The sequence below is a fragment of the Streptomyces sp. NPDC107522 genome (assembly GCF_055657525.1).
Genome location: NZ_JBVKAU010000018.1, coordinates 128878 through 155179, shown reverse-complemented (window position 1 = coordinate 155179; position 26302 = coordinate 128878). Strand labels below are relative to the sequence as shown.

The 26302-nt window shown below is 71.2% G+C and carries 23 protein-coding genes and 6 tRNA genes; 9 read left to right on the top strand and 20 right to left on the bottom strand.

All coding sequences use genetic code 11. From position 1 onward, the window contains the following. Window positions 1-50 precede the first annotated feature (50 nt). From ACZ7L6_RS36825 to ACZ7L6_RS36795, 7 genes are all read right to left on the bottom strand, one after another. The gene (locus tag ACZ7L6_RS36825) at window positions 51-2786 is read right to left on the bottom strand and encodes an exo-rhamnogalacturonan lyase family protein (protein ID WP_471931699.1); all 2736 of its coding nucleotides are present in this window, start codon (window positions 2784-2786) and stop codon (window positions 51-53) included. 99 nt (window positions 2787-2885) lie between these two features. Further along, a complete protein-coding gene (locus ACZ7L6_RS36820) occupies window positions 2886-3479 on the bottom strand; it encodes a hypothetical protein (protein WP_471931697.1) in 594 nt (197 codons plus the stop codon). Window positions 3480-3489: 10 nt separating this feature from the next. Further along, complete coding sequence (locus ACZ7L6_RS36815) at window positions 3490-4362, bottom strand: carbohydrate ABC transporter permease (protein WP_471931695.1); 873 nt, start codon at window positions 4360-4362, stop codon at window positions 3490-3492. Then, window positions 4359-5315 carry a carbohydrate ABC transporter permease gene (locus ACZ7L6_RS36810; RefSeq protein ID WP_471931693.1) on the bottom strand — a complete coding sequence of 319 codons (957 nt, stop codon included), beginning with the start codon at window positions 5313-5315 and terminating at the stop codon, window positions 4359-4361. The genes ACZ7L6_RS36815 and ACZ7L6_RS36810 overlap by 4 nt, the downstream gene beginning before the upstream one ends. 14 nt (window positions 5316-5329) lie before the next feature. Continuing rightward, window positions 5330-6619, bottom strand: coding sequence for an extracellular solute-binding protein (locus ACZ7L6_RS36805; RefSeq protein ID WP_471931691.1), 1290 nt, complete (start codon window positions 6617-6619; stop codon window positions 5330-5332). Between the two features lie 412 nt (window positions 6620-7031). Beyond that, window positions 7032-7103 (bottom strand) — tRNA-Val (locus ACZ7L6_RS36800). Between the two features lie 88 nt (window positions 7104-7191). Further along, window positions 7192-7650 carry a TIGR02611 family protein gene (locus tag ACZ7L6_RS36795; protein ID WP_471931689.1) on the bottom strand — a complete coding sequence of 153 codons (459 nt, stop codon included), beginning with the start codon at window positions 7648-7650 and terminating at the stop codon, window positions 7192-7194. 191 nt (window positions 7651-7841) lie between these two features. Here ACZ7L6_RS36795 and ACZ7L6_RS36790 point away from each other — a divergent pair, with 191 nt between their 5' ends. Both ACZ7L6_RS36790 and ACZ7L6_RS36785 read left to right on the top strand, forming a co-directional pair. Further along, window positions 7842-8255, top strand: a complete 414-nt coding sequence (locus tag ACZ7L6_RS36790; protein WP_004002642.1) for an SsgA family sporulation/cell division regulator — start codon at window positions 7842-7844, stop codon at window positions 8253-8255. A gap of 293 nt (window positions 8256-8548) precedes the next feature. Beyond that, the gene (locus ACZ7L6_RS36785) at window positions 8549-9109 is read left to right on the top strand and encodes a CGNR zinc finger domain-containing protein (protein ID WP_471931687.1); all 561 of its coding nucleotides are present in this window, start codon (window positions 8549-8551) and stop codon (window positions 9107-9109) included. Window positions 9110-9189: 80 nt separating this feature from the next. On the opposite strand, the gene ACZ7L6_RS36780 is transcribed toward ACZ7L6_RS36785, so the two are convergent. Both ACZ7L6_RS36780 and ACZ7L6_RS36775 read right to left on the bottom strand, forming a co-directional pair. Beyond that, entirely contained in the window at window positions 9190-9342 is a 153-nt protein-coding gene (locus ACZ7L6_RS36780) for a hypothetical protein (RefSeq protein WP_004002639.1), read from the bottom strand. Between the two features lie 154 nt (window positions 9343-9496). Next, complete coding sequence (locus tag ACZ7L6_RS36775; protein ID WP_471931685.1) at window positions 9497-9940, bottom strand: hypothetical protein; 444 nt, start codon at window positions 9938-9940, stop codon at window positions 9497-9499. A gap of 433 nt (window positions 9941-10373) precedes the next feature. On the opposite strand from ACZ7L6_RS36775, the gene ACZ7L6_RS36770 reads away from it, so the two are divergent. Then, window positions 10374-10901, top strand: coding sequence for a DsbA family protein (locus ACZ7L6_RS36770; RefSeq protein ID WP_471931683.1), 528 nt, complete (start codon window positions 10374-10376; stop codon window positions 10899-10901). Window positions 10902-10911: 10 nt separating this feature from the next. Here ACZ7L6_RS36770 and ACZ7L6_RS36765 read toward each other — a convergent pair whose 3' ends face one another. The 3 genes from ACZ7L6_RS36765 to ACZ7L6_RS36755 form a co-directional block, all read right to left on the bottom strand. Further along, a complete protein-coding gene (locus ACZ7L6_RS36765; RefSeq protein ID WP_471931681.1) occupies window positions 10912-11733 on the bottom strand; it encodes a GNAT family N-acetyltransferase in 822 nt (273 codons plus the stop codon). Window positions 11734-11784: 51 nt separating this feature from the next. Further along, complete coding sequence (locus tag ACZ7L6_RS36760; RefSeq protein WP_471931679.1) at window positions 11785-12606, bottom strand: aminotransferase class IV; 822 nt, start codon at window positions 12604-12606, stop codon at window positions 11785-11787. Between the two features lie 76 nt (window positions 12607-12682). Next, window positions 12683-13729, bottom strand: a complete 1047-nt coding sequence (locus ACZ7L6_RS36755; RefSeq protein ID WP_471931677.1) for a chorismate-binding protein — start codon at window positions 13727-13729, stop codon at window positions 12683-12685. A 178-nt stretch (window positions 13730-13907) separates the two neighbouring features. Here ACZ7L6_RS36755 and ACZ7L6_RS36750 point away from each other — a divergent pair. From ACZ7L6_RS36750 to ACZ7L6_RS36730, 5 genes are all read left to right on the top strand, one after another. After that, a tRNA-Gly gene (locus tag ACZ7L6_RS36750) sits at window positions 13908-13980 on the top strand. Between the two features lie 38 nt (window positions 13981-14018). Then, window positions 14019-14092: transfer RNA gene (locus ACZ7L6_RS36745), tRNA-Cys, on the top strand. A gap of 1 nt (window position 14093) precedes the next feature. Beyond that, window positions 14094-14165 (top strand) — tRNA-Val (locus ACZ7L6_RS36740). Window positions 14166-14199: 34 nt separating this feature from the next. Next, window positions 14200-14271, top strand: a tRNA-Val gene (locus ACZ7L6_RS36735). A gap of 43 nt (window positions 14272-14314) precedes the next feature. Beyond that, window positions 14315-14386 (top strand) — tRNA-Val (locus tag ACZ7L6_RS36730). 52 nt (window positions 14387-14438) lie between these two features. Here the strand turns inward: ACZ7L6_RS36730 and ACZ7L6_RS36725 are convergent. The 4 genes from ACZ7L6_RS36725 to ACZ7L6_RS36710 form a co-directional block, all read right to left on the bottom strand. Next, window positions 14439-14732 (bottom strand): TFIIB-type zinc ribbon-containing protein, encoded by a 294-nt coding sequence (locus ACZ7L6_RS36725; protein ID WP_471931675.1) that lies wholly within the window; start codon window positions 14730-14732, stop codon window positions 14439-14441. Window positions 14733-14812: 80 nt separating this feature from the next. Continuing rightward, a complete protein-coding gene (locus ACZ7L6_RS36720; protein ID WP_471931673.1) occupies window positions 14813-15766 on the bottom strand; it encodes a phosphotransferase family protein in 954 nt (317 codons plus the stop codon). Between the two features lie 567 nt (window positions 15767-16333). Then, the gene (locus ACZ7L6_RS36715; RefSeq protein ID WP_433037802.1) at window positions 16334-16531 is read right to left on the bottom strand and encodes a hypothetical protein; all 198 of its coding nucleotides are present in this window, start codon (window positions 16529-16531) and stop codon (window positions 16334-16336) included. 235 nt (window positions 16532-16766) lie between these two features. Next, window positions 16767-17018, bottom strand: a complete 252-nt coding sequence (locus ACZ7L6_RS36710; RefSeq protein ID WP_471931671.1) for a hypothetical protein — start codon at window positions 17016-17018, stop codon at window positions 16767-16769. A gap of 196 nt (window positions 17019-17214) precedes the next feature. Between ACZ7L6_RS36710 and ACZ7L6_RS36705 the strand changes: the two genes are divergently transcribed. Beyond that, a complete protein-coding gene (locus tag ACZ7L6_RS36705) occupies window positions 17215-18636 on the top strand; it encodes a serine/threonine-protein kinase (protein WP_471931746.1) in 1422 nt (473 codons plus the stop codon). A gap of 67 nt (window positions 18637-18703) precedes the next feature. Here ACZ7L6_RS36705 and ACZ7L6_RS36700 read toward each other — a convergent pair whose 3' ends face one another. The 4 genes from ACZ7L6_RS36700 to cobT form a co-directional block, all read right to left on the bottom strand. After that, window positions 18704-19096 (bottom strand): NUDIX domain-containing protein, encoded by a 393-nt coding sequence (locus ACZ7L6_RS36700; protein WP_471931669.1) that lies wholly within the window; start codon window positions 19094-19096, stop codon window positions 18704-18706. A gap of 11 nt (window positions 19097-19107) precedes the next feature. Further along, on the bottom strand, window positions 19108-19926 hold the full coding sequence (locus ACZ7L6_RS36695) for a TrmH family RNA methyltransferase (RefSeq protein ID WP_471931667.1): 819 nt from the start codon (window positions 19924-19926) through the stop codon (window positions 19108-19110). A 63-nt stretch (window positions 19927-19989) separates the two neighbouring features. After that, the gene (gene cobA, locus ACZ7L6_RS36690) at window positions 19990-21222 is read right to left on the bottom strand and encodes a uroporphyrinogen-III C-methyltransferase (RefSeq protein WP_471931665.1); all 1233 of its coding nucleotides are present in this window, start codon (window positions 21220-21222) and stop codon (window positions 19990-19992) included. Between the two features lie 251 nt (window positions 21223-21473). Then, window positions 21474-25979 carry a nicotinate-nucleotide--dimethylbenzimidazole phosphoribosyltransferase gene (gene cobT, locus ACZ7L6_RS36685; RefSeq protein WP_471931663.1) on the bottom strand — a complete coding sequence of 1502 codons (4506 nt, stop codon included), beginning with the start codon at window positions 25977-25979 and terminating at the stop codon, window positions 21474-21476. Window positions 25980-26302: the final 323 nt, after the last annotated feature.

Here is a 26302-nt window from a genome sequence, read left to right as displayed (position 1 = left end):
CGCCGCGTGGGCGCGACCAGCCACAACAGCCCCGCAGTCCCCACAAACCGTTACGGCATTCTGTCCCCGAGCAGGGCCAGGTTCTCGATGGCTGCGAGACCATACAACGCGGTGTCGTTGGTAGATATCCACGAAGCCTCGCTACCCGGCACCAACGCATCCGGCCCGCTCAGCTTCTCCGTCCTCCAGGGCGCCGACTCCTTGTACCCGTCGGAGTTGTAGAACTTCTCCCACGCCCGCTTGGCCAGCTTCTCGTCCCCCGTCTTCACGGCGGCGTACGCGTCGAGGCGCGAGTGCCCCTGGAAGAGCAGCAGGGTGCCGAAGTTGGAGCCGTAGCGTGCCGCCTGCTCGGCCTTCGTCGCGTTGAAGTAGCGGCAGTAGTCGAAGTACGCCTCGTTGAACTTGGGCATGTCGACGAGGTCGATGAGCTCGGCGCACAGCTCGTTGAGGCCGAAGACGGCGGAGAGGTGCGAGACGCCGACCACCGGCTTGTCGGCGACGGCGAACCTGCCCGTGTCGAGGTCGTACAGCCCGCTGCCCTGGACGAAGCCGTTGGGCTGGGCGGCGATGCCCTCCATCGTCGACAGCACGCGCGCCTTGGCCTTCTCCCACTTGGGACCCTTGCGTTCCCACTCCGTCAGCCAGGCCGACACCAGACCACTCCAGTCCGTGCCGAAGCCGATCGACAGGGCGTGCCGGTCGGGCGTGTAGGGCTCGGTGCGGACCTTGCGCAGCGGGTCGAGGACGAGGAACGTCTCGTCGGAGTCGACGTTGGCGTGCATGAGGTCGCCGACGCGTTCGTCCGCGGTGAGGAAGTAGTAGTAGCGGCGGTAGGTCGTGTTGGCGATGCGCTGCTGCTTGGCGCTGTCGGCGTAGTGCTGCACACCGTGCCGCGTGCCGAGGCCGGCCCACTTCCCGAGGTGGTAGACGTCGACCTCACCGGTGTGCCGGGTCATCGCCTCGGCGAACCGGAAGATGTCCGCGCGCCCGGAGCGCAGATACGCGAACCACAGCCACAGGTCCGGCGAGAGCTCGGAGTTGTCCCAGGCGTAGCCGCCGATGTCGTACCGCCACTGGTGCCTGACGGTGTCGTAGGTGTGCATGATGTCGCCGTAATCCCAGAAGCCGTACCAACGGCGCTGCTCCACCTGGTCCTTGTAGTAGGTGAAGAGGAAGTCGAGGTGGTCCTCGATCTTGGCCTTGGCCGGGGTGGAACGGTCGGGCTCGGAGTACAGACCCGGTCCGAAGACCTTGGCCTTGATGAGCTGCTTCGGCGGCGCGGCGAGCTGCGGCAGCACGCGTACGGCCTCGACCTGGTGGGCCAGGGCTTCCGGTGAGGGCGTGGACTCGTTGGCCCAGAACAACAGCTCCGACGTACGGGCGATGCCGTACGGCGTGCCGAACTCCGGCTCGTAGTCCTCGTAGGTGATGTTGAGGCCCTCGAGCTGCTCGGCGAAGGTGTCCTGGCCCATGCCGTCGTGGTAGAAGCGCAGGTCCATGGGCTGCGCCTCCGGCGACCAGGGCCAGAGGGTGACGGTGGCCTCGTCGGTCTGGGCGTCGCGGATGTCGAGCTGGGCCGGGAACTTCTCCCAGAAGTCCCTCAGGCCGAAGGAGAACCCGCCGCTCACGCCACCGACGTAACCGAAGCCGGAGGCACGGCGGCCACCGCCGGCGCCGATCCAGCCGTGGCCCTTCTTGGTGCGCTTGCGCACGGTGAAGCCGTCGGCGGAGAGCTGGGAGAGGGTGTAGTCGCCCCACTCGGGGATGTACTGGAGGCGGGTGGTGACCCGCTGGTCCCAGGTCGACGGGTCGGGGAGCTTCTTGCCCTCGTACTGGGCCGCCTGCACCGCCGCGCCCGGGTCCCGGCGCAGCCCGGTGATGCCCTTGACCGCCTCACGCAGCAGACCGGTGCCCTCGCCGCCGATGCGGATGTGGCGGTCGTACGACTGGTCCCGCATCGGCACGGTGAAGCGCACGCCGATGCCGCGGACGAAGTCGCCGCTCGCCTTACCCGGCTCCTGGGTGCCGTCGAAGGTGATGGTGTGCACCATGCGGAAGGAGTCGGCGCCCGCGTAGAAGTACAGCCGGATCGAGAACGGCAGCCAGCTGCGGTCGCCCTTGCGGTGCTTGCCGTCGATGCGGACGACCGCGCGGACCGGGCCCTCCTGCTCGACCTTCACCTCGGAGATGGCCCCGTCGAAGCGCTCGGTCTTCACCGAGCCCTGGTCCTCGTCCTCGATCTCGGGCTGACGGATCAGCACCAGCTTGCCGTTCTTGGCGACCTCGGTGGAGCCGCGGGTGACGGACTTGATGAGGGTGGCACCGGACTTGCCGATCTTCGCGGTGATGACACCGGTGGACACGGTGATCGTGCCGCCGCTCTTGTCGACGCTGACCTCCTTGTCCGGTACGGCGGCCTCGCCCGCGGCGAGGGTGAGCTTGCCGTTGCCCGAACTGACCGCGTGGGCGGTCCACTTGAGCGAGCCGTCCGGCCAGTAGGCGATCGGCCAGGACTGCACGGGCACGGACTTGCCGTCCGCGTCCGTGATCGCGAAGGTCTGGTCCTCCTGGTAGACGCCCTTCGGCCAGGGGACACCGAGCGTGGAGCCGGGCGCGGCCCCCAGCCCGCCGTCCTCCAGCCAGTCCAGGGTCACGGGATCACCGTCGGCCTCGGCGGCTCTCGGCGCGGCCTGTGCGTCCTTGGCCCCTAGCGCCCAGCTGAACTGCGCGGCAGCACCGGCGACGGCCGCCGCTTTGAGGAGGGACCTGCGAGGGATGGGAGACATGCTCTTTCCTTCCGTGCGGGATGCGAACAGCTGGTCAGGGGCATGACAGATAGAGGTACGACGCCCAGGGCGCCGACACTTGTGCGGGGGGGCCGCCCGTCAGCGGTGCCGGTACCGCTCCTCCACGGCGACGGCCGCCGCCGCGACGGCTCCCAGGACGGGAACCGCCAGCGGCGCGATGAACGCGGCGGACAGGGCTACGACGCCCAGCCCGCCGACGATCAGAAAGGACCCCGCGGGATCGAGCACGGTCCGCCGCCCGGCGTCCGCGAGCAGCGCCCGCCAGGACACATCGGGCGTCCAGACGGCCGCCGCCCGCAGCAGGGCCACGACCAGCCCGATCAGCGCCAAGATGCCCACGGCCCCGACGAACGGTCCGCCAGGGATCCCGGCCCGCGCGGCCAGGACGTCCACCCAGACCGCGGCGGCCACCGCCCACCCGGCGAGCCCTACGACCCACCCGCCGCGCAGGGCCGTACGGAAGTCCTCGACGAACTCCCGCAGGCCGCCGCCCTCATGACCGGTGTGACGTCGGAGGTGCCGTGCGCCGGCGGCGAAGGCCGCGGGGTAGGTGATGATCCCGAGCGAGGCGACGGCGATCCACACCCCGGTGAGCAGACACTCGGCGAACACGGCGAACCGCTCGCCCCCGAGGAAGGACAGCCTGCGGGCCTTCACACGCGCTTGGGCCATGGGAATCACCTCACTTCAGTCCGGACGTCGCCATACCGTCGATGAGGTAGCGCTGGAAGGCCATGAAGAAGGCGATGACCGGGATCAGCGCCACCAGCGACATCGCGATCATGCTGCCGTAGTTGGAGATGCCCTCCTGGTCGCGGAACATCATCAGGCCGAGGGAGACGGTGTACTTGTCGGGGGTGTTGAGGTAGATCAACGGCCCCATGAAGTCGTTCCACGCGTTGATGAAAGTGAAGATGGCGCTGGTGATGAGGGCGGGGCGGCTCAACGGCAGCACGATGGACCAGTAGGTCCGCAGGTGCCCGCAGCCGTCGAGCTTGGCCGCCTCGTCCAGCTCGCGCGGCAACCCGCGCATGAACTGCACCATCAGGAAGACGAAGAACGCCTCCGTGGCCAGGAACTTGCCCGCGACGAGCGGCACCAGGGTGTCGGTGAGCTCGAGGTTGCGGAACAGCACGTACTGCGGGATGAGCAGCACGTGGTACGGCAGCAGCAGCGTGCCGATCATCAGCGTGAACAGCAGGTTCCGCCCGGCGAACCTGATCTTGGCGAAGGCGTAGGCGGTCAGCGAGCTCGACAGCACGACGCCGACCACGGCGAGGACCGCGTACATCAGCGAGTTCCAGAAGAAACTGCTGATGGAGATGCCGGAGATACCGTCTGCGAGGCCGGAGAAGTTCGCCCAGACCGGCTTGGCGGGCAGCAGGTCGAGGCTGGCGATGATGTCCTTGCTCGGCTTGAACGAGGCACCGACCACCCAGATCACGGGGTAGAGGACGACCGCGAGGATGGCGAGCGCGCCCACGTGCCAGGCGATCGATCCGGTGCGCCGCCGCTCGTCGGCGGTGCGGACGACGGGGGTGGTGGCACTGGTCACTTGGCGGCCTCCTCGTAGTGCACCCACTTCTTCTGCGACCAGAACAGGACCGCCGTGACGAGCGCGACCGCGACCACCAGCGTCCAGGCCATCGCGGAGGCGAAGCCCATCTGGGCCTCCTTGAAGCCCTTCTGGTAGAGGTAACAGGTGTAGACGAGCGTGGCGTCGGCGGGCCCGCACCGGGTGTCGGAGACGACGTACGCGGAGCCGAACACCTGGAACGCGTGGATGGACTCCAGCAGCACGTTGAAGAACAGCACCGGGGAGATCATCGGCAGCGTGATGTTCCAGAACCTGCGCAGCGGACCGGCGCCGTCCACCTCGGCGGCCTCGTACAGCTCCTGCGGGACCTGCTTGAGGCCGGCCAGGAAGATGACCATCGGCGCGCCGAACTGCCAGATACTCAGGGCGACCAGGGCGTAGATGACGTAGTCCGGGTTGCCGATCCAGCCCCCCACGTCGATGCCGAAGATCTTCTGCGTGCGGTCCACGATCGCGTCGTCCGAGAACAGCGCCCGCCATACGAAGCCCACGGAGACGCTGGCACCGATGAGCGAGGGCATGTAGAACGCGGCCCGGTACAGGCCCTGCCCGCGCCGCTTCTGGGCGAGCAGCAGCGCGACGCCGAGCGCGAGCAGCAGCTTCAGCGGGGTGGCCACGACGACGTACTTCAGGGTGACCTCGACCGACTTCTGCCAGCGCGGGTCCTGGAACATCGTCGTGAAGTTGTCGAGCCCCACCCACTGGGGCGGCGTGAACAGGTTGTAGCTGGTGAACGCGTAGTACAGCGACGCGATCATCGGCCCCGCCGTGAGCAGCAGGAAGCCCGCGATCCACGGCGACATGAAGAGGTAGCCGGCGAGGTTCTCGCGGCGCCGCCCGCGCCGCCCGGCGGCGGGAGCGGCGGACCGCTTCCCGGCCGGGCGCACGGGCGCTTCCTTGACGAGCGTCATGGTGGTACGTCCCCTCAGCCCGCGAACGCGGCCTTGGCCTCGCTGAACAGCGCCTTGGCGGCGTCGGCCGGCTTGGTCTTGCCCTGGGCGACCTCGCCGCCGATGCGGAGGAACGCCGCCTCGATGACGTCGGCACCGGACGGGTGCGGGGTGATCTTCCCGAGGACGCCCGCCCTGGCGACCTCCTCCTCGTACGCCTTGACGCCCTTGTTGTTGGCGTCGGTGGGCGTGAACGCGTCGTACTGCTCGGTCGTGGCGAGGATGCCGCGGTCGTAGCCCATGATCTTGCCGACCTCGGGGTCGTGGACCATGAAGTCGATGAACTGTGCGGCTTCCTTGGGGTGCTTGGTCCCGGAGAAGGCGCTGAGCATCAGCGAACCCAGGTACTGGCCGGTGTCCTTGCCGTCCATCGTCGGGATCGGCGCGAGCCCGTAGTCCGACTCGCCCTCGCCCTCGTAGCGGATGGAGAAGTTGTCCCAGGTGAACTCGGACGCGGCGAGGCCCGCCGACAGACCTGACTTGGGCTTGACCTGCTCGATCTTCTTCGGGTCGGCGACGAGCCCGGACTTCACGCGCTTGTAGCCGTCCTCCCACCACTGCGTCAGGTCGTCCTCGGTGAAGCCGAGATCGGAGTCGGTGAAGAAGGCCTTTCCGTTCTGCCGCAGATACAGGTCGTAGAGGTACATGATGCTGAAGTAGCCGGTGTCGCCGGCGATCTTGAGCTTGTCCTGGATCGTCTGCAGCGCATCGAAGTACTCGTCCCAGGTCCAGCCCATCTTCGTCTCGACGCCGGCCTTCTTGAAGGCCTTGAGGTCGATGACGAGCGCCATGGTGTTGGCGCCGACGGGTATGCCGATCTGCTTGCCGTCGACCTGACCGTTCGCCAGAACACCGTTGCGGAAGTTCTCCAGGCTCAGATTCCCGGCGTCCGCCTGCGACTTGAGGTCCATCAGAACACCGCGCTTGTCGTACTTGCGCATGAAAGCGACCGCGTTCTGGAAAACGTCCGGGGGATTTCCGCCGGAGGCCTGCGTCTGGAACTTCTCCCAGAAGGCCTCGTAGTCGGTGAATTCAGGCTTGATCTTGATCTTCGGGTACTTCTTCTCGAAGAGCGCGATCGTCTTCTTGATGGCGATGGTGCGCGGCTCGCCACCCCACCACGCGTAACGGAGCGTCACCGTCCCGTCGGCGGAGGCGCCATCGCCGCCACCGCATGCCGTGGTCGCGGCCAGCCCGAGTGTGGCCGCCGTGGCGCCGGCCGCCTTCAGGATCGTACGCCTCTCAACATTCCTGCTGGTTCTCACCGTCGAGCCTCCCCGCAACGCTGCGTTGCCGCCTGCATGAATCGTTTCAAGTAAGCGCTTGCTGGCACAAGTTACGGAGGGCCCGTGGGTGCGTCAATGATTCGGACAGGAATTTCTTGTCGGCCGCTTCGGCGGTTTGACGGGGCGTGAGGCCGGGAGGGCCGGGCGTGCGGAGCGTCGTCGCAGGTGAGAGACGTGTGATCGACAACTCGAACAAGAAGCCGGCCGTCGCGGACGTGAACCGGTCGGCTGAAACTGCTCTGCAATCCGGAAGTTGACGGAGCGACACCTCACGCGATGCGGCGCGCCGACGAGACCTTAACCGTCACTCACGGCATGCCCTCTCACGCCGCTCCGGGCACGAACGACGGCGGCCCGCCTGCACTGTCGCAGACGGGCCGCCGGATCCGGGTGGGCGATACTGGGTTCGAACCAGTGACCTCTTCGGTGTGAACGAAGCGCTCTCCCACTGAGCTAATCGCCCGGGCGCAGGAAGAACATTACCCCATGTCAGGGGGTGCGCGTGACCAGCGCGAACCCGCACCGGCCGACGACCGCACCCCCGTTGCGGATCACTGGTCCTTGATCTTCCAGGGCATGACGATGCCGAACTTCCACAGGTATATCCCGACGAGCACACCCACGATCACGAGGCCGATCGACGTCAGGATGATGTTGCGGCGGCGCACCTTCGGGTCGAGGGCCCGCTGGGCCGCCTCGGTGACCTTGCGCTTGGTCCAGCGCAGCACGAGCTGGGCCCAGACGAACTCGGTCGCCCAGACGGCCATGCCACCGAAGATCACGACCCAGCCGGGACCCGGGAGCGGCAGCATGATGATGCCGAGGACCACTATCGCGAGGCCGATGATGAAGATGCCCACCTGCCAGCTCATGTGCAGCAGGCGCCGGGCCTTGATGAACTCCGGCGCTCTCGAGCCGAGCCCCTGCTCGCTGTCGCCTTTCACACCGTCCACTTCGGTCTCGTCCGTCGCCATGGCAACCCCGCCCGGCTCGTTACTCCCCGTATTCATACGGCCAAACCCTACCGGACGGAAACCAGTCACCGGAATGGTCGTACCTCGCGAACGGGTTCTCGGCCGGAAGAGTTACGTAAACGCACGCAAAACACTCAGAGGGGTTTACAACGGCACCGTAGGTGGCATGTCGATTTCGCCGACGTGCGAATCCCCGAGCGCACACTGAGCGAAAGGCCCTGGCGCTTATGAACACCACGGTCAGCTGCGAGCTGCACCTGCGCCTCGTTGTGTCGAGCGAGTCCTCCCTGCCTGTCCCCGCAGGCCTGCGGTACGACACGGCCGACCCCTACGCCGTGCACGCCACCTTCCACACCGGAGCCGAGGAGACCGTCGAGTGGGTGTTCGCCCGCGACCTCCTCGCGGAGGGCCTCCACCGGCCCACCGGAACCGGCGACGTCCGTGTCTGGCCGTCGCGCAGTCACGGCCAGGGCGTCGTCTGCATCGCCCTGAGCTCTCCGGAGGGCGAGGCGCTGCTCGAGGCCCCGGCACGGGCTCTGGAGTCCTTCTTGAAGCGAACGGATGCCGCTGTGCCTCCCGGCACGGAGCATCGGCATTTCGATCTCGATCAGGAGCTCTCGCACATCCTGGCGGAAAGCTAGGGGCGAGGCCCCCGCAAGCCGCCCGGCGCCGTCGACTCGGGGAGACGGCTCGGGCCAAGACAACCGCATACGGCATACAGCCGCGCCGTCTCCGCACCGCCGGGGGCGGCGTTGGTATGCGTTCGGGGACCGGGGAGCAGGCCGGTGGCCCGCATCGGGAACCGTCGGCGCCGCTACGGCGTTGTAATCGACGTCACCAGCGGGGGCAGGGCCGGTGCAGCACCGGCGGATGCCACTACCATCGGCCAGCATCGACGGGCGCCCGCCCGACCCCCCAGGCCAGGGAGCGAAACGTGCTGATCACCCACGACACCCGGTGTGCGCTCGATGCCGTGGTGGATCTGGTGAACACCGCACCGGAGGACGACGGGACACCGGACGGGCTGCCCGACGTCGCGGCTCTCGAGGATTTCGTACGAAAGCACGAGATCAGCGATGTCGGGGTGCTCTCCGACTTCGACCTGTCGGCGGTGCGCAAGGTACGCGGGCGGTTCGCCGCGATCTTCGCGGAGCCGGACGCGCGGCGTGCGGCCGCGCTCATCAACGAGCTGGTCGCCGCCGCGGGCACCACCCCCCGCCTCACCGACCACGACGGCTACGACTGGCATGTGCACTACTTCGCCCCCGGCGCCTCCGTCGCCGACCACCTGGCCGCCGACTGCGGCATGGCGCTGGCGTTCTTCGTGGTGGCCGGAGAGCAGGAGCGGCTGCGGCGCTGTGAGGCGCCGGACTGCCGGCATGCCTTCGTGGATCTCTCCCGGAACCGTTCGCGGCGGTACTGCGACAGCCGTACCTGCGGAAACCGTCTGCATGTGGCCGCCTACCGGGCGCGCCGCAAGGAAGCGGCCGGCTGACCGGCGATCGTCGACGCGCCGGCACGACAGGTGCGTCGACGCGGCCCCCGGCGGGTGGCGCCGGGGACCGCGGGTACGGCTCACAGCAGCAGCAGGTCGTGCAGCGCAGCCATGAGCAGCAGACACCCGATCACCGCAAGGAAGATCATCAGCGGTGGCTGGGAAAGGGCGAAGAGGCACCCGCGAGGCTCGTCCTGAGGTGGCGCGGCCTCGCTTTGAGTCGTGTCCAGCATCTCGCGGCGATGATGGCGCAGTTGCCCCGCGCCGCGCGATCAACACGCCCGGAGTGAGCGGGAGTTCGCCGAATTCCGCGATGTCCGGTTCGAGTCGTGATCACTTACGGACGGGCCGCGACCCACTGTGTCGTTTCAGTCCTGGCCGCGGGCGTCATATGCCGTGCTTCTTCAGGATGGCCTCGATGTCGCTGAAGTCGTCGCCGGCATCGGCCCGGGGTGCGGTCGCGGGCCGGGTCGCCTGACGCCTGCCCGGGCCCAGTGAGGGCGCGGAGGCCTCCGGCGCCACCGCCTCGCGCTGTGTGGCGGCGCGGGCTTCCTTGCGCTCCTTGCGGGTGCCGCCGCGGCGGCGCTCCACCGCGCGCGTGCTCGCGAACAGCAGCCAGGACACGCCGAGGACCCCGAAGCCCGCCCAGGCGGTCGGGCTGAACGCAGTGTCCGCCAGCCAGTCGACGACACCGGTCATCACCAGGCCGAGGGGCACCAGCGAGTACGCAGCCATCCGCGCGGCCGCGAGGAACCGCTTGCGGTACGCCGTGACCGCCGCGATGCCCAGGCCGGCCGCGGCGACGGCGGAACAGACGGTCTCGGCAATCATCCGGTCCTCCAGGCAGGCTGGGTCGAGGTCAGGGCACCTCGTTCCCCTCCTCCCATCCTGCACCGCGGCAACCCCGCCCGGCCATGCCTGGGCCGGACATCAGGGACATCTCCGGGTCGTCTCCTCCGAAGGTGCCGGTGGGGGCGTACGACCAGAGCGACGGGCCCGAAGCCGGGACCTACAGGCACCGAAGCGGGACCGACGGACGCCGAGACCGGGGCCGACGGACGCCGAGACGGGCCCTACCGGAGCCGAAACCGGGCCTACAGGCACCGAAGCGGGACCGACGTACGCCGAAGCCTGGGACGACGGGAGCCGAAGCCAGGCACGAGAGGCCCCGAAGCCAGGCCCTATCGGCGCCGAAGCCGGGGACCGCCGGGCGGAGTGCCAGGTCGGATTGGGGTGTCCGTGAGCGGGCTGGGAGACTGGGGCCATGAGCGACTCCTCCCCCGACCGCCCCGCCGCCCCCGTCCTCGACGTCTGGTGCGAGCTGCAGTGCTCCGACTGCCGCAGCGCCCTGGACGATCTCCGTGCCCTGCGCGCCCGTTACGGCGACCGGCTGGAACTGCGGCTGCGGCACTTCCCGCTGGAGAAGCACAAGCACGCCTTCGCCGCCGCGCAGGCCGCGGAGGAGGCGCTGGAGCAGGGGCAGGGCTGGGCGTATGTCGAGGCGGTGCTGGGCCGGGTCGAGGAGCTGGACCGTAAGGGAGAACCCTTCCTGGTCGAGGTGGCCCGGGAGCTCGGCCTGGACGCCGAGGAGTTCGACACCGCGCTGATCGACGGCCGGCACACCCTGATCGTCGACGCCGACCAGGCCGAGGGCAAGGCGATCGGCGTGACCGGCACCCCGACGTACGTGATCGGCGGCGAGCGCCTCGACGGCGGCAAGAGCCAGGAGGGCCTGCGCGAGCGCATCGAGGAGATCGCGGACCGGCTGCTGGCCGAGCAGGCGGGCACCTGACCGGCCGCTACTACAACGCCTTGTAGAGGGCGTACAGCGTCGTCCTGTAGCCGAGCGACTCGTAGAGCCGCTCGGCGGGCGTGTTGCCCGCGAAGACGTTGAGGCCGATGCCCCGGTGCCCGGCGACGATCGCCTGGACCTCGGCCACCAGCATCAGCGTTCGGCCGTGTCCCTTGCCCCGGTGGGCGGCGTCGGTCTCGACGTCGTAGACGAAGGCCTGGCCGTCGCGTGCGCCGACCCACAGGGTGCCCACCGGCGTTCCCTCGTGCTCGAGGACGCTCAGGAACGTGTCCGGCGTACGAAGACCCTCCGGCAGAAGCGCCGCGTGGTCCCGCTCGGACTTCGCCCGGGCCTCGGCTTCCGGGACCCCGCGCTCGACCCAGCTGCGGATGTATCCCTCGTGGCTCTCGGCCAGCCACGATCCGTACTCGGCCTCCGTCATGGGCCGGGCCCGGCTCCCCGGGCGAAGATCGGGCGGGGTGTCGCCTAGGTCCTTCTCCATGCCCCGGTTGCGTACTACGTAACCGAGCGCCGTGGCGAGACGCAGCGCCGGTGCGGCGTCACCGGGGACCGTCGCCTCGATGCGCCGGCAGCCCCAGCCGCGCGCCACCTCCTCCGCGGCGAGAGCGGCCACGGTGCCCCGGCCGCGCCGCCGGTCCGGTTCCTCGATCCGCAGCTCCGATATCCGGGCCACCGTGTCGCCGAAAACGGGATGCGTCCCCAGGTGAAGGTCGCCTACGGGACGGCCGTTCACGCACACCTGATAGCGGCGCGAACGTGTCCCGTCCTCATTGCGCTGAAGCGGCTCGGTCGGCCGCAGGGTCGTGGTCATCAGGGGTGTTCTACCCACCCTTCCGGCCAACGGCAGCCCATTTTCCCCGCTCTACGGGTCCAGGTCCTCCCCGGACCGCTCGTCGAAGATCCGCATGGCCTTGGCGGTCACCGGGCCCGGTACGCCCGGCAGTTCGCGGTCGTCGATGCGGTGCACGGCCTGGACGTCCCGCAGGGTGGAGGTGAGGAAGACCTCCTCGGCCCGCTCCAGCACGTCCAGCGGAAGGTCGGTCTCCTTCGCGCCGGTCCACTCGATCGTCAACGCGCGTGTGATGCCCGCGAGACAGCCCGAGGCGAGCGGCGGCGTGTGGATCTCGCCGTCCACGACGACGAAGACGTTCGACCCGGTGCCCTCGCAGAGTTGCCCGACCGTGTTGGCGAACAGGGCCTCGGTGGCGCCGTGTTGGTGGGCGCGGGCGAGGGCGACGACGTTCTCGGCGTACGAGGTCGTCTTCAGGCCGGTGACCGCGCCGCGTTCGTTGCGGGTCCACGGAACGGTGATCACGGCCGTGGAGTCGGCGTGCCGAGTGGTCTCGCCGAGCGCGACGACGAGGGTCGGGCCGTGCTCGCCGCGGTCGGAACCGAGGGGGCCGTGGCCGCCGGTGTAGGTGATGCGCAGCCGGCCGAGCGGCATCGGGTTGGCCTCGATGACCGCGGCACAGGCGCGGCGGATCTCGTCGTGGTCGGGATCGGGAAGGCCGAGGCCCCGGGCCGAGCGCGTCAGCCGGTCGAGATGCCGGGTCAGCGCGAACGGGCGGCCGTCCACCGCCTTCACCGTCTCGAAGATGCCGTCGCCCACGGTCAGCCCGTGGTCGAAGACGGAGACACGGGCGGACTGGATGTCCTGCAGCCCGCCGTCGAGCCAGATCTTCACTGGTTCCTACCTCGCAAGTCCGCGCCGGGTGATTCGGATCGGCCGGGGTTCCGGGAGTCGCCCCCCGGTCGGCACTTCACGTCGTCAGCCCCTCTCCACTCACCGCATACGCCCCCGACGCTACCGCGAGCAGCCGGGCCGCCTTCAGCTCGGTCTCCCGCCACTCTCCCTCGGGGTCCGACCCCCAGGTGATCCCCGCGCCGGTACCGAAACGCAGCACGCCCTCGCCCCGGTCGATCCAGAAGGTACGTATCCCGACGGCCAGCTCACCGACGCCCCGGTCGGCGTCGACCCAGCCGATGCCGCCGCAGTACGGCCCGCGCGGCGACGTCTCCAGCGCGTCGATGATCCTCAGGGCGCTGGACTTCGGAGCGCCGGTGACCGAGCCGGGCGGGAAGGCGGCGTCGAGCAGCTCGGGCCAGCCGGCGCCCGCACGCAACTCACCTCGTACGGTCGACACGAGATGGACGAGCCCCGGGTGCTTCTCGACGGCACACAGGTCGGGGACGGTCACGGTCCCGGTGGCACACACGCGGCCGATGTCGTTCCGCACGAGGTCCACGATCATCACGTTCTCGGCGTAGTCCTTCTCCAACAGGTCCGCCTCGGTACGCCCGGTGCCCTTGATAGGCCCGGACTCGACGACGCGCCCGTCGCGCCGCAGGAAGAGCTCGGGAGACGCGGTGGCTGTCTCCACGCCGTGCCCCGGCAGCCGGATCGTTCCTGCGTACGGCGCCGGGTTGCCGCGGGCCAGCAGCGCGGTCAGGGCGTCCACGTCGGCGTCCGGACCGATCGGCGCGCTCAGGACACGGCAGAGGTTGGCCTGGTAGACCTCTCCGGCCGCGATGTGCTCGCGGATGCGCCGTACGCCCGCCATGTACGCGGCGCGGTCGAGGGAGGACGTCCAGTCACCGGTCGCCGGGCCGGTCCACTCCCCCGGCACCGGCGCGGGCACGGGCTCCTCGCGTACGTCGCGGAAGCGGGCGCAGGTCAGACCGCCCTCGAAGTCGGCGCAGACGGCCCAGAAACCGCTGGAGTCCAGGGCCGCGGGGTCGCTGGTGACATCGAGGAGGCCGGTGGCGACGCGGGCGCCGAAGCGGGCGAGAGGAGGGAGGTCGAGCACGCAGTCGAGTCTATGGCCGGTGTCCCGCGGGTGACCTGGCCATGTCCCTTCGGGGAGCTTCCCCGGGTCCCTGAGCAGGTGCAGCGCAGCACGCTGCACAAACGCGTTTTTGTACTGGCCCCGGAATCCGCTAGAGTTCAACACGTCGCCGGGCCGCGGGAGCGGAACGAAACGACAAGCGGACGTAGCTCAGTTGGTAGAGCGCAACCTTGCCAAGGTTGAGGTCGCGAGTTCGAGCCTCGTCGTCCGCTCGAAGGAACAGGGGATCTTCCCGAACCCCTACACTCCTGGTGGAGTGGCCGAGAGGCGAGGCAACGGCCTGCAAAGCCGTCTACACGGGTTCAAATCCCGTCTCCACCTCCAAGGACGATTAGCTCAGCGGGAGAGCGCTTCCCTGACACGGAAGAGGTCACTGGTTCAATCCCAGTATCGTCCACTGGATCTTCGACTGATCATCGAGGGTCTGACCCGCGCGATTAGCTCAGCGGGAGAGCGCTTCCCTGACACGGAAGAGGTCACTGGTTCAATCCCAGTATCGCGCACGCAGTGCCCATGATCGGCTCCATGGAGTGATCGTGGTCCCGAGGACGATTAGCTCAGCGGGAGAGCGCTTCCCTGACACGGAAGAGGTCACTGGTTCAATCCCAGTATCGTCCACATGCCGAAGCCCCCGGTCGTCGACCGGGGGCTTCTTGCAGCTCGGTCCTGCTCAGCTGGAGAACAGCATGTGGCCGAAGCTCTTGTGCCGCTTGTGGCCGTAGTGACCGCCATGGTGACCACCGTGCGGGGCGCCCCAGGCGGGCGCCTGAGGGGCGGCGGCCGGGTAGGCCTGGGGGGCGGCCGGAGGCGGCGGCGCCGGCTGGGACCACTGGGACTCCAGGCGGGTCAGCGCCTCCAGCTCGCCGTAGTCGAGAAAGATCCCACGGCAGCCGCTGCACTGCTCGATCTGAACGCCGTTGCGGTTGTACGTGTGCATCGGCGCATGGCACTTCGGACACTGCATGGTCGGCTCAACTCCTCGCCGGTCGGTCCTGCTTCGCGTATCGCCAGGACAGACTCTGTCCGGCTGCGGTCGGTTGCACCCTACTTTGCGTATCCGTGGGTCAACTCAGGGGGGACGGACGCCATTCGGTCACAGGCGTCGACCAGACACTGCTCGACCTCGTCCAGGAGACGCCCCTCGGCCACCGCCTTGGTGATCGCACGGGCGGCGGTCTGCACGGTGAGGGCGCGGGCCGGGACGTCCAGCGCGGGCCAGGGGTCGCCGTCGGCGGGGACGGCCGGGCCGCGGGCAGCGCGGTAGGCAGCCAGGAAGCGGGTCCACTCCTCGGGCGGCAGCAGCCCGCAGGCGTACCACGCGGCCGGCCGCCCGAGATCCCAGGCGGGCACGCCCACGCCGAGGTCGTCGACGTCGATGAGGAGCCAAGGGCCGTCCGGGGCCGGGTGACGGACGAGTTGGCCGAGGTGGAGGTCACCGTGGCAGAGGGTGGCGGTGTCGGGCTGAGCGGCCTCGGCGCGGGCCCAGGCGGGAAGGGTGCCCCAGGCGCGCAGGACCGCCGTGGCGCCGGGGGTCATTTCTGCGTCCGCGTCGGCGACGGCGCGGAGGCGGGACACGGCGAGGGCGGCCTTGACCGGGCCGCGCATCGGTGGCAGCGGGGTGGGTGCGGGGGTTCGGTGCAGGCGGGCGAGGAGGGTTGCGGCTGCTTCCCAGGGGGCGGCGTCGGGATCTTCCGGGTCCACCGGGGTGCCGTAGGGCCAGAAGGTCACCAGCCGGCCGTGCAAGTCTGCGGGCTTGGGGCTGAGCGGGGGCAGGAGGACGCCGGGGAGGTGCGTGGCGGCGGTGAGGCGGGGGGTGAGGTCGGCAGTGGTGAGGTCCTGGGCGTGGGCTTTGGCGACCGTGTCGGCATGCCGGACGACGGTGGCGTCGGGGCGGTCGGCGAGCGTGACGGTTGCTCCGCAGGGACAGCCGGATGTGCGCGAGTGAGCCGCGGCTTCGGCTCGGGCGGTGAGGTGGGGCAGGAGGGGGTTCGCGGTCACTGGGGTCCCTTGGGTGCGGATGCGTTGGGGCCGAGGGTACGGGGGTGAGGGCGGCGGCTTGGCCGTACGGGCGGCCCGGGTACGGCGGGTTTGCCGGGCGCCCGGCGTTGGGCTGGGCGGGGGTGGGTCGCGCAGCCCGGCGCTTGCGGGGCGCCGCCTGCGCCCACCCGTGCCGCCCCAGCGGCACGACTGCCCGCAGGCTATGCAGGCCGGGCTGGCGGGCTGGCCTGGCGGACTGGCGGACTGGCGGACTGGCGGGCTGGCGGGCTGGCGGGCTGGCGGGCTGCTGCGGTGTACCGGATCGCGCGCATCCAGCGCACAGGCCGCACCCGCGCGATCACACGCGCCACACCCCACCTGTGACCACCGCAACCAATAATCGAGCAACGCCCACGGCGAGCAACCACGTCCGCGAAAGCGGCGCCGGTTTAGGCGCAAAACACAGCAATGCCGGCGCAGCTCCCCAGCTGCGCCGGCATTTGTGCCGTCCGCCGCACCCCCGTCCCCACGGGGTTTCATGGGTGGATGTCCCCGCCCGGACCGCTCTTCCGGGCCTGGGGTCGCCGCTCAGCGCCCCAGCATCACGCCCACGGACGACGCCTGTGTGGCCACTGTCTCCCAGCCGTCGAAGACGAGGAGGAGAAGGGCCGCCAGGGGAAGGGCCATGAGCGTCGCCACCAAGGGGTGGCGGCGGCCCTGACGGCGGGGGCGCAGCACCGTGCGCTCCTGCATGCGGATCAGCGTCCGCGGTGCCGTCTGGGCCATGGTCCCTCTCCTGACCTGTGTCGGTTGTCGTTGGCAGCGGCGGGTGTCTGACCTCGGGGGACGAGTGCTGCCACCCGCCGCTTGACTTCAAATCTAGGCGGCCGGGCCACCCCGGGCGTCATGCCCTCGTACCGATTGCCGGGCCTCCCGGAGGATGAGCCATCACCTGCGGAGTACTCCCCTGGGTGGAGACGCGGACCTAGGTCTCGGGGTCTTCCCCGAGGGGACGCCAGGTCTACCCCGGTTTGTCCGCACTCTTCTCCGAGCCGTCCTCCCTCGGCACCGGCTGCTCGACCAGCGCCAGGACCCGGTTCGCCATGAAGCGGGCCGTACGCACCACCGACCCGTTCCGGGTGACTTCGCTCACTTCCACGACACCCCGGCGCACCGCCGTCTCCACCCGGCGGCCCGCCCTGCTCGCCACCACCTCGTACGTGCGCGTCGTGTCCCCTGCGTCCACGACTATCTCCACGCGATCACCCTTCACGGGCTCAATCCCCCTTCTGCGACGGATGGTTGGGGGCGGGGCGAGGCCGAAGTCGCCCTGCTCACCCGCCCCCTGACCACCCTTCAAGTCTCCCACCCCCCACTGACAATCCATCGCCCCGAGAGGGCGCGGCCTCTGCGCACGGCGGCCCGTGGAAACGTAAGCTGTGGCTCGTCAGACGGACCGGGCAGCGGGGATGAACATGGCGATGATGCGCCTGAGGCGCGAGGACCCGCGCGTCGTCGGCTCGTTCAGGCTTCACAGACGGCTTGGCGCGGGCGGCATGGGCGTCGTCTACCTGGGCTCCGACAAGAAGGGGCAGCGGGTCGCGCTGAAGGTGATCCGGCCCGACCTGGCGGAGGACCAGGAGTTCCGCTCGCGGTTCGCGCGTGAGGTCTCGGCGGCACGGCGGATTCGCGGCGGCTGTACGGCACGGCTCGTGGCCGCCGACCTCGAGGCGGACCGCCCCTGGTTCGCCACCCAGTACGTACCCGGCCCCTCCCTGCACGACAAGGTCGCCGACGAGGGCCCGCTCGGCGCGGCGGAGGTCGCCGTCATCGGTGCCGCGCTGTCCGAGGGACTGGTCGCCGTCCACGAGGCCGGGGTCGTGCACCGGGATCTGAAGCCGTCCAACATCCTGCTGTCCCCCAAGGGCCCGCGGATCATCGACTTCGGCATCGCCTGGGCGACGGGCGCCTCGACCCTCACCCACGTCGGCACGGCGGTCGGCTCCCCCGGCTTCCTCGCTCCGGAGCAGGTGCGCGGCGCCGCCGTCACCCCGGCCACGGACGTCTTCTCCCTCGGCGCCACGCTCGCATACGCGTCGATGGCCGACTCACCCTTCGGGCACGGCAGTTCGGAGGTGATGCTGTACCGCGTCGTGCACGAGGAGCCGCAGCTGCACGGCGTACCGGACGCCCTCGCCCCGCTCGTACGGGCGTGTCTGGCCAAGGACCCGGAGGAGCGGCCCAGCACGCTGCAGCTGTCGCTGCGTCTCAAGGAGATCGCGGCCCGGGAGGCGCAGGGCCTGTCCGACGTACGCCCGCCCGCGCCGCGCTCCGCCGAGGCGGACCGCCCGACCGGACGGCTCGTCGACACCTACGCCGACCAGCAGCGCGCCCAGCGCCGCCCGCAGGGCACTCCCCCGCCGCGCGGCATCGGCATGCCCCGGGGCAGCAGCGCCTCGCGCGGACCCGGCCCCGCGCGCGACGGGGGCGCGCCGAGGGGCGGCAGCGCCCCGCACAGCGGTACGGCGTCGTCCCGGTCCGGGACCCGGCCGACGCCGTCCTCCCGGAACACCCCGCGTTCGGGCAACGGCAACCGGCCTCCCGCCCCGCGCAGTGGTACGAGCCGTCCGGCGCCGCGGAACACGGGGACGGGCCGGCGGCCCGCCAACCCGCAGCTGCTGCGGCAGCGGCTGTTCGTGTTCGTCGTGGTGACCCTGCTGGTGGCGCTCGGCATCGCCGCGGCGCAGGGCTGCCAGGGCCCGGACCGCGGGCTCGGCAACGACGGGGACGTCGTACGGGAGCGCCAGGAGCAGGTGGAGCCGGGCCACTCGCCGCTCGACGGGGACTCGATGTCCGATCAGTACGAGACGACGTTCGACATCTCCGAGTAGCTCGTCATCTGCGAGTAGCTACTTCTCTCCGAGCAGCTCGTGCCGCCGGTCTGCGGAACGACCGGGCTCACAGACCGGGCAGGATCCGTTCGAAGAACTCCCGGTCACCGTCGAAGACGGGGTCCAGGGACAGGAACTCCTCCGGCGTGACCCAGCGCGCTTCGCCGACCTCGTCCGGATCGGGCACCACTTCTCCGGTGTCGGCCCGTGCCGTCCACCAGTGGAGGCGGAAGCTGCCGTCGTCGGTCTCCGACTCCCAGACCTTCGCCAGAGGTACGACGGTGAGGCCCACCTCCTCCCGGACCTCCCGGACGACGGCCTCCCGCTGGGTCTCTCCCGGCTCGATCTTCCCGCTGAGCGGCTGCCAGTAGCCGGGGCGTGCGACGGCGGGGCCGCGGCGGATGGCGAGGACCCGGTCGGCACGGAGCAGGACCGCGACGATCGCCTCGCGCTGCTCCATCGCCGTAGGCCTTAGACCTGGGGGCGGCCCGTGGCCACCGCGTAGAAGGCGACCGCGGCCGCCGCGCCGACGTTGAGGGAGTCGACGCCGTGGGCCATCGGGATGCGTACCCATTCGTCGGCGGCGACCAGGGCCTGGGTGGAGAGGCCGTCGCCCTCGGCGCCGAGCATGAGGGCCACCCGCTCCATCCTGTGCGGGGCGGCCTCGTCGAGGGTCTTGGCCTTCTCGTCGGGGGTGAGGGCGAGCAGGGTGAAGCCGGCTTCGCGGACCGACTCCAGGCCCTTGGGCCAGGTCTCCAGGCGGGCGTAGGGGACGGAGAAGACGGCGCCCATAGAGACCTTCACGCTGCGGCGGTAGAGCGGGTCGGCGCAGTCGGGCGACAGCAACACCGCGTCCATGCCGAGGGCCGCCGCCGAGCGGAATATGGCGCCGATGTTGGTGTGGTCGTTGACCGACTCCATGACCACCACCCGGCGGGCGGACTGGAGGAGTTCGATGGCGGTCGGCAGCGGCTTGCGCTGCATGGAGGCGAGCGCGCCGCGGTGCACGTGGTAGCCGGTGACCTGCTCGGCGAGGTCCGGGCTGACCGCGTACACCGGGGCCGGGAGTTCGTCGATGACGTCGCGCATGACGTCGACCCACTTGGCCGAGAGCAGCATCGACCGCATCTCGTAGCCGGCTTCCTTGGCCCGTCTGATCACCTTCTCGCCCTCGGCGATGAACAGGCCCTCGGCCGGTTCTCGCTTGCGGCGCAGTTCGACGTCGGTCAGGCCCGTGTAGTCGCGCAGGCGCGGGTCGTCGGGGTCATCGACGGTGATGAGATCGGCCACAGGGTGATACTGCCTTGTCCTGGGTGCGGTGCCAACGGCTTGGGACGGGTGGGTTACCCGCGGTTACGCGGAGGGGTTCGGTCCTACGTTCACGACCTCCCCGATGACGATGACCGCCGGGGGCTTCACGTCCTCGGTCCGCACCGTCTCCGCGACCGTCGCCAGGGTCGCGTCGACTCGGCGCTGGGCGGCGGTCGTGCCCTCCTGGATCAGGGCGACGGGCGTGTCGGCGGACTTGCCGTGCGCGACGAGGGTCTCGGCGATCTTGCCGATCTTGTCGACGCCCATGAGGATCACGAGCGTCCCGGTCAGCTTGGCCAGCGACGGCCAGTCGACGAGGGAACGCTCGTCGTCGGGGGCCACGTGGCCGCTGACCACCGTGAACTCGTGGGCCACGCCACGGTGGGTGACCGGGATGCCGGCCGCGCCCGGCACCGAGATCGAGCTGGAGATGCCGGGGACCACCGTGCAGGGGATGCCGGCTTCGGCGAGGGCGTGCAGCTCCTCCATGCCGCGGCCGAAGACGTACGGGTCGCCGCCCTTCAGCCGTACGACCGACTTGCCCTGCTTCGCGTGCTCGATCAGGGCGTTGTTGATGGCCTCCTGGGCCATGAAGCGGCCGTACGGGATCTTCGCCGCGTCGATCACCTCGACGTGCGGCGGGAGTTCGGCGAGCAGGTCGCGGGGGCCGAGGCGGTCGGCGATGACGACGTCGGCCTCGGCGAGGAGGCGGCGGCCTCGGACGGTGATCAGGTCCGGGTCGCCCGGACCGCCGCCGACCAGGGCGACGCCCGGGGTGCGGGTGCGGTGGTGGGGGGCGACGAGGGTGCCGTCGCGCAGGCCCTCGACGACGGCGTCGCGGATGGCCGCCGTGTGGCGGGGGTCGCGGCCACGGGCGCTGGTGGTCAGGACGGCGACCGTGACGCCCTCGCTGTGGCCGGTGGCGGGGGTCCAGGCGGTGGCGGCGTCGGCGTCGTCGGAGCGGACGCACCAGACGCGGTTGCGCTCCGCTTCGGCGGAGGCCCGGGTGTTCGCTTCCTTGTCGCCGGTGGCGATCAGGGCGTACCAGGCGTCGGCGAGGTCGCCGTCCTCGTACGGGCGTTTCTGCCACGTGATCTCGCCTGCGTCGGCCATGGCCTCGACCGAGGGAGTGGCTTCCGGGGAAACGAGGAGGATGTCCGCGCCCGCTGCGATCAGTGCCGGGAGGCGGCGCTGGGCGACCTGGCCGCCGCCGAGGACGACCACTTTGCGGCCGGTGAGGCGGAGGCCTACGGGGTAGGCGGGGTTTTCGGCCATGAGGGTGCGGCTCCTCTGTACGGCGGTGCAGTGGCCCTGACGTGCGGATTTTACGGGGCGGGTGGGGAGAGCGGCTTGGGTGTCCGGTGGCTGAGCTTGGTCGGCGGGTGCGGGTGCTTTGGTCTGTGCCCACCCGTTCCGCCCTGCGGAACGACTGCCCACAGACCAACGGACGAACTGCTGCCATGCGGCACTTCTGCGAGGGACCCGGCGCTGTCGTACCGAAGTCCCTCGCCGCACCACGGCATCCGCTACTTCTCAGTTACCCCCGCCGAATCGAACGTCGCCACCTCGTGCATCGCCCTGGCCGTGCTCTGGACCAGCGGCAGCGCGAGCAGTGCGCCCGTGCCCTCGCCCAGTCTCAGGTCCAGGTCGACCAAGGGGCGCAACCCCAGCTTGTTGAGGGCGGCCACGTGGCCGGGCTCGGCGCTGCGGTGGCCCGCGATGCAGGCGGCCAGGACCTCGGGGGCGATCGCGCGGGCGACCAGGGCGGCGGCGCCGGCGCTGACGCCGTCCAGGATCACCGGGGTGCGCAGGGAGGCGCCGCCCAGCAGGAGGCCGACCATCGCGGCGTGTTCGAAGCCGCCGATCGCGGCGAGGACGCCGATGGGGTCGGCGGGGTCGGGCTGGTGGACTTCGATGGCGCGGCGGACGACCTCCGTCTTGCGGGCGAGGGTCTCGTCGTTGATGCCGGTGCCACGGCCCGTCACCTCGGCCGGGTCGGTGTCGGTGAAGACAGAGATCAGGGCCGCCGACGCGGTCGTGTTGGCGATGCCCATCTCACCCGTCAGCAGGGCCTTGTTGCCGGCCGCCACCAGGTCGCGGGCGGTTTCGATGCCGACCTCGATGGCCTGCTTGGCCTCCTCGCGGCTCATCGCGGGGCCGGTCGTCATGTCGGAGGTGCCCGCGCGGACCTTGCGGGGCAGGAGGCCGGGGGTGGCCGGGAGGTCGGCCGCCACGCCCACGTCGACGACGCAGACCTCGGCGCCCACCTGGCCCGCGAAGGCGTTGCAGACCGCGCCGCCGCCGAGGAAGTTGGCGACCATCTGGGCCGTCACCTCCTGCGGCCAGGGGGTGACGCCCTGGGCGTGCACGCCGTGGTCGCCGGCGAAGATCGCGACGGCCGCGGGCTCCGGGATCGGCGGCGGGCACTGGCGGGACAGACCGGACAGCTGGGCGGAGATGATCTCCAGCATGCCGAGCGCGCCGGCCGGCTTGGTCATGCGCTTCTGCCGCTCCCAGGCCTCGCCGAGGGCCTTCGCGTCCAGCGGGCGGATCTGGGCGACGGTCTCGGCGAGCAGGTCGTGCGGCTCCTCGCCGGGCAGGGCGCGACGGCCGTACGTCTCCTCGTGCACGACCCACGACAGCGGGCGGCGCTTGGACCAGCCGGCCTGCATCAGCTCGGGCTCGTCCGGGAACTCGTCGACGTACCCGACGCACAGGTAGGCGATGACCTCCAGGTGCTCGGGCAGGCCGAGGGCGCGGACCATCTCGCGCTCGTCGAAGAAGCTGACCCAGCCGACGCCGAGGCCCTCGGCGCGGGCGGCGAGCCAGAGGTTCTCGACGGCCAGCGCGGCGGAGTACGGCGCCATCTGCGGCTGGGTGTGCCGGCCGAGGGTGTGGCGGCCGCCGCGGGTCGGGTCGGCGGTGACGACGATGTTCACCGGGGTGTCGAGGATGGCCTCGATCTTCAGTTCCTTGAACTGCTTGGCCCGGCCCTTGGGGAGGGACTTGGCGTATGCCTCGCGCTGGCGTTGGGCCAGTTCGTGCATGGTGCGCCGGGTCTCGGCCGAGCGGATGACGACGAAGTCCCAGGGCTGCGAGTGGCCCACGGAGGGCGCGGTGTGCGCGGCCTCCAGGACGCGGAGCAGCACCTCGTGCGGGATCGGGTCGCTGCGGAAGCCGTTGCGGATGTCGCGGCGCTCGCGCATGACCTTGAGGACGGCCTCGCGTTCGGCGTCGTCGTAGGCGGGTGCGGCGGGACCGGTGGACTGACGTGCTTCTTCCACTGGGCCCGTGCTCTCTTCCTGGAGGTCTTCCTGGTCGGCGGCCCGGGTGTCCAGGTCCTCCGCGTGCTGGACGACGTCGGGGTCGCCCTCCCGGGGTGCGGGCACCGTGGCGAGGGAAGCCGAGGCCTCCTCCGTGGGCAGGACGGTCGGCTGCGGCGGGGTCGGCGCGAGGTGCGGGGCGGTCGGCACCGAGCCCTCGACCGGGACGAACTGGCCGACGGGCTGGCCGGGCGTGGGCTCCAGCGGGGCGCCGGACGGGAGGACGGGCGCGGCCTCGCCCGGGCCGGACTCGGCGGGTGCGACGGGCTGTTGGGCCGGTCCCTGCTGCGCGGACTGGGCCGCGGGCTGGAGCTGCGGTCCGGCGGGTTCGGCGACGAACGGCTCGGGCGCCTCGGCCGGTGCGGCATCCGTCGGGACGGGCTGCGGGGTGACCGCGTCCGGGGAAGACGGGTCGGCGGCGCCGGGGCCGGAGGCGGAGGCGGCAGCCGCGGCGAGCGGTTGGGGGGCCTCGGCCGACTCGGGAGTCACGTCCCCGGTCTGCTGGGCGGCCGGCATCCGGGACGCGGGGTCCGCGATGTGGGCTTCCGCCTCGGGGGTCGTCTCGCCGGCGGCCACGGCCTGTGCCGCGACGGCTGCGTCGGCGGCCACGGGGACGCCGTCCTGCACCGACTGCTGGGCCTGGGCGAGGCTCGGATCCCCTACGGCGTCGGGGCCCTGCTGCGAGTCGTGGGCGGGCTGCGCGGCCGGGGCGGAGGGCTCGGTCTGCTGCTGGGCGGCCTGCTCGGCGTCCGAGGGGTGCGGGGCCGATTCGTGCGCTACGACGGCGGCGGCGTCCTGGGCGGGCTGTGGGGCCTGGCCGACCTGCTCGGCGTCCACGGACTGGGGAGCCGGCGCCGCTTCGGGTGCCGTCGGGTCGGCGACGGCCTCAGTGGTCGGCTGGACGTCAGCCGGGTCGACGCCCTCGACCACAGTCTGGGCAACCTCGGCGGCGGGGGCCGTCTCGGGGGTCGGGGCAACCTCGGACACGGGGTCTTCGGTGGCCTGAGCTGCGGTGCCCTGGGCGAGGGCCTCGGGCGCGGCAGCGTCGGCGGCCTCAGCGGCCTCGGAGGACGGAACCTCTAGGGCCTGCTCGGCATCGGCAGCGGGTGCCTCGGGCATCTGCCCGGCATCAGGAGCGGGCGCTGCGACGGCCTGGACCGCATCCGGGGCGGATGTTGCAGCGCCCTGAACCGCATCAGGAGCCGGCGCTGCCGCAGCCTGGACCGCATCAGGAGCGGCCGTTGCGACGGCCGGCCCGTCCTCGGGGGCAGGCGCTTCGGAGACGTCCGCAGTCTCAGCCGCAGCGACCTCGCCGTCCTGCGCGGCCTCCGGCACGGCCCCGTCGGAAATCTCGGCGGCCTCGGCCACGGGGACGGCGGAGGCCTGGGCCTCAGCACCGGCAGCGACCTCGGCAGCCTGCGCGCCGTCGGCCGTGGCATCCGCGGCGACCGGGAGACCCTCAGCACCCGCCACGCCGGCCGGAGCCTGCTCGGGCTCGATGCCCTGCCCGTTCTCGGGCGCGTCGCCAACTCCCGGGCCCTGTACGGCATCCGGGACACCGGCCGCGCCAGGCACCTGCCCGGCGTTTTCGGCCCCGCTCGCGGGAACCTCCCCGCCGTCAGCACCGGAGGGGCCCTCCTCCTCGACCGCTCCGGCTCCGGAGTCGGCCGTACCGGCCACGTCGCCCTCAGCGCCTGCCACGGCTGCAGCTCCCGCTGCCTCCCCGGCGGCCGGGTCATGCGCGGCGCCCGGCAGCTGACCGGCTTCCTGGCCCTGCGCTGCCTCAGTGGCCGGGACCTGCTCGCCACCCGGCACCTGCTCGGCCTCCCCAACCTGATGGGCGCCCGGCATCTCCCCGGGACCAGCCGCATGCCCCGTGCCCGGAGCATGACCGGCCTCCGCACCCTGGCCGACATCGGCGACCGGCGCGGGCGGGCCGTCAGCGGCCGTCGGCACCGGGCCGCCGGGGACGCCCTCGTGCGGTACGGGCGCACCCGGTACGGCACCCTGCGGAACGTCCGAAGCGGCGTGTGCGGCATCCGGCGCGCCCTGCGGAGCGCCACTCGCGGCCCCGGCTTCCGTGGCCACCCGAGCCACCACCGCCTGCGCCGCGCCCACCGGCTGCCCGGCCGGAACAACCGTTTCGGCAGCCTCCACCTCGGAGCTCACCGGCGGCGGGGCCGGAGCCTGGGCGGCCTGTGCGGGGGCACCCCAGGGCGCCGCCGCCTGTGGAACCGACGCGTCGCGGTGCTGCGGGACATCGAGGTACTCGGGGCCGGCCGCACCGGGCCGGCCCGCGGGTGCGCCGACGGCGCCGCGGTCGGCGAGGGAGCGGACCGGGCTGGCGGAGGCGTCGGGGATGGGCGGGCCGAGATGCAGGGGGCGCCGCGGAGTGATCGGCGGAATCGGCGTCGTGGGGGCCGTGGGGCCCGGCACACGGACGGCGCTGAGGTCGACCGAGCCGCTGTCGCGGCCGGAGAGCTCGTGCGGGCCCGGCTCGTGCAGGGCCTCGACGACCGGCTCCGGCGCGGGCGGGGCGACCTCGTTGCCCCAGGCGCCCTGGGTGCCGGGCAGCAGCAGGTCTTCGTCCTCGGCGGTGGTCTCGGAGAGGTAGGTGTACGCACCGTGCGCCGCGGGGGCGCCCGGCTGCTCCACCATGCCTGCGCTCTCCGGCAGTCCCTCGCCCGGGACCTGGCCGGTGTCGGTCATGCGTACCCCTCGCCCATCGGTTAGTGCTTCTACGACCAGCTCACCCGGGAACGGCGCACCGACCGCCCCCGCAGTGAAGAACGAGCGTGCGTGCCCAGCGGCACGAACGACCCGCCCAAAAAGGCGACAAAGCCATTGAGTGGCATTGTCGTGGCCGTTCGACCGTCGCGACAGGTTGATCCGCGACAGGCCGCTGTGGACTGCGCCACGTTGCGCGTCCTCCGGTTCTGCCGTACCACACCCACCCCAAACGGGGCGTGTTTTTCCGGACATTGACCGACGAAGTGCCGGGCGACCGAGTGCGGTACAACGATCGGCCAGCC

Excerpts from the sequence above, each read along its gene's own strand:
- ACZ7L6_RS36795 (WP_471931689.1), bottom strand. The coding sequence starts at position 7,650 with ATGAATACGGGGAGTAACGAGCCGGGCGGGGTTGCCATGGCGACGGAC.
- ACZ7L6_RS36810 (WP_471931693.1), bottom strand. The coding sequence starts at position 5,315 with ATGACGCTCGTCAAGGAAGCGCCCGTGCGCCCGGCCGGGAAGCGGTCC.
- ACZ7L6_RS36715 (WP_433037802.1), bottom strand. The coding sequence starts at position 16,531 with ATGGCCCAGACGGCACCGCGGACGCTGATCCGCATGCAGGAGCGCACG.
- ACZ7L6_RS36725 (WP_471931675.1), bottom strand. The coding sequence starts at position 14,732 with ATGCAGTGTCCGAAGTGCCATGCGCCGATGCACACGTACAACCGCAAC.
- ACZ7L6_RS36825 (WP_471931699.1), bottom strand. The coding sequence starts at position 2,786 with ATGTCTCCCATCCCTCGCAGGTCCCTCCTCAAAGCGGCGGCCGTCGCC.
- ACZ7L6_RS36705 (WP_471931746.1), top strand. The coding sequence starts at position 17,215 with ATGAACATGGCGATGATGCGCCTGAGGCGCGAGGACCCGCGCGTCGTC.
- ACZ7L6_RS36820 (WP_471931697.1), bottom strand. The coding sequence starts at position 3,479 with ATGGCCCAAGCGCGTGTGAAGGCCCGCAGGCTGTCCTTCCTCGGGGGC.
- ACZ7L6_RS36770 (WP_471931683.1), top strand. The coding sequence starts at position 10,374 with ATGAGCGACTCCTCCCCCGACCGCCCCGCCGCCCCCGTCCTCGACGTC.
- ACZ7L6_RS36790 (WP_004002642.1), top strand. The coding sequence starts at position 7,842 with ATGAACACCACGGTCAGCTGCGAGCTGCACCTGCGCCTCGTTGTGTCG.
- cobA (WP_471931665.1), bottom strand. The coding sequence starts at position 21,222 with ATGGCCGAAAACCCCGCCTACCCCGTAGGCCTCCGCCTCACCGGCCGC.
- ACZ7L6_RS36765 (WP_471931681.1), bottom strand. The coding sequence starts at position 11,733 with ATGACCACGACCCTGCGGCCGACCGAGCCGCTTCAGCGCAATGAGGAC.
- cobT (WP_471931663.1), bottom strand. The coding sequence starts at position 25,979 with ATGACCGACACCGGCCAGGTCCCGGGCGAGGGACTGCCGGAGAGCGCA.
- ACZ7L6_RS36775 (WP_471931685.1), bottom strand. The coding sequence starts at position 9,940 with ATGATTGCCGAGACCGTCTGTTCCGCCGTCGCCGCGGCCGGCCTGGGC.
- ACZ7L6_RS36700 (WP_471931669.1), bottom strand. The coding sequence starts at position 19,096 with ATGGAGCAGCGCGAGGCGATCGTCGCGGTCCTGCTCCGTGCCGACCGG.
- ACZ7L6_RS36780 (WP_004002639.1), bottom strand. The coding sequence starts at position 9,342 with ATGCTGGACACGACTCAAAGCGAGGCCGCGCCACCTCAGGACGAGCCT.